The sequence below is a fragment of the Mycobacterium persicum genome (assembly GCF_002086915.1).
GTDB classification, from domain to species: domain Bacteria; phylum Actinomycetota; class Actinomycetes; order Mycobacteriales; family Mycobacteriaceae; genus Mycobacterium; species Mycobacterium persicum.
Genome location: NZ_MWQA01000003.1, coordinates 1 through 1,424, shown reverse-complemented (window position 1 = coordinate 1,424; position 1,424 = coordinate 1). Strand labels below are relative to the sequence as shown.

Below are 1,424 nucleotides of genomic sequence, written 5' to 3'. Positions count from 1 at the left end.
GGCTCTTCACAATCGAGGGTGTAGTTGGGGTCTGAATCCACCGGTTTCCAGTAGCGATCTGGCAATGTAGTTGGTGAGGTTGCGAAAGCCTAGGGCGGATCCGCGGAGGTGTTCAAGACGGCCGTTGATCGCTTCGGTGGGCCCGTTGGAGGTGCCGGGCCGGTCGAAGTAGGCCAGGACATCGGTGGCCCTCTTCTTGAGCGTGCGCCCGAGGGTGATGACCTCCTGCAAGGCTTGGGGAACGCCGGTGCTCAGCGTGGTGATCAGCGCGGCCATCATGGTGCGGCCGGTGGCGCGGTCGGGGTGGCGGTAGGCGGCCACGGTGCGCTGATACATCTGCCAGGTGGCTTCGACCTCGGCATGGACGTCGACGGCGAATAGGGCTGTCAGCCTGGCCCGTTGCTTGTCGGTAAGCAGATCAGCGCCAGTCTGCAAGGTCCGCCGGCACGCATAGAGCGGGTCGGTCTTGCGGCCCCGGTGCCCGCAGGTGTCCAGCTGGACACGGCGCCGGCATTCATCGAGGGCGTTGCCTGCCAATCGGACCACGTGGAAGGGATCCATCACCGTCGCTGCATCGGGAAGCTCTTCAACGGCCGCGGTCTTGAACCCGGAAAATCCGTCCATGGCAACGACTTCCACACCATCACGCCATTCCTTCGGCCGGTCGGCCAACCATTGCTGGAACGCCTTCTTCGACCGCCCTTCGACCATGTCGAGCAACCGCGCAGGACCAGCCTTGTCGCGCACCGGGGTCAAATCGATGATGACGGTGACGTACTTGTCGCCCCGGCGGGTGTGCCGCCAGACGTGCTCGTCGACGCCGATCACCGCCACCGAGTCGAAGCGGGCCGGATCGGCGATGAGCACCCGCTTGCCTTCGGCCAGGACCGCATTGTTGGCGGTGTTCCACGACACCGCCAGGGCTTCGGCGATCCGAGCCACGCTCAGGTGCTGGCACACAAGGGCTTCCAGCGCCCACTGCAACCCGCGGCGGGAGAGCTTGCCCCGCGACTCGGCGACCTTGCTGCTGTCTTGACGCCACACGTGCGCGCAGCCCGCGCATCGGTAGCGGCGGATCGTGACCAGCAAGGTTGTCGGCCGCAACCCGAATGGCTCGTGCGCAAGTTGACGGGTCACGGTGTCGCGCACCGCACCTTGCTCGCCGCAGCGCCGACACCACGAGTCGTCGCCGACGATCCGGCACGCCAGCACCGCCTGCTCGGGTCCCAGGCGTTGTCCAGTCACCTCCATCCCGAGCTCATCAAGGCGGCAGAACGTGGTCAGATCAGGGCAAGCGAAGGTAGCGTCAGGCATGTCGAGGTCTTCCAGATCAGGTGTGTAGGAACCCTCATCTTCGGAAGACCTCGACCCCTATCCCGGCAACGACGCGCCGACCACCTCTACACCCTCATCTGCGAAGAGCC

The 1,424-nt window shown here is 65.4% G+C and carries 1 protein-coding gene; it reads right to left on the bottom strand.

The annotated features are described in order from the left end of the window. Positions 1-6 precede the first annotated feature (6 nt). The gene (locus tag B4U45_RS28275; protein WP_099225836.1) at positions 7-1,314 is read right to left on the bottom strand and encodes an ISL3 family transposase; all 1,308 of its coding nucleotides are present in this window, start codon (positions 1,312-1,314) and stop codon (positions 7-9) included. Positions 1,315-1,424: the final 110 nt, after the last annotated feature.

Bases quoted from the DNA above. Each gene is read 5' to 3' on its own strand.
- B4U45_RS28275 (WP_099225836.1), bottom strand. From the start codon at position 1,314: ATGCCTGACGCTACCTTCGCTTGCCCTGATCTGACCACGTTCTGCCGC.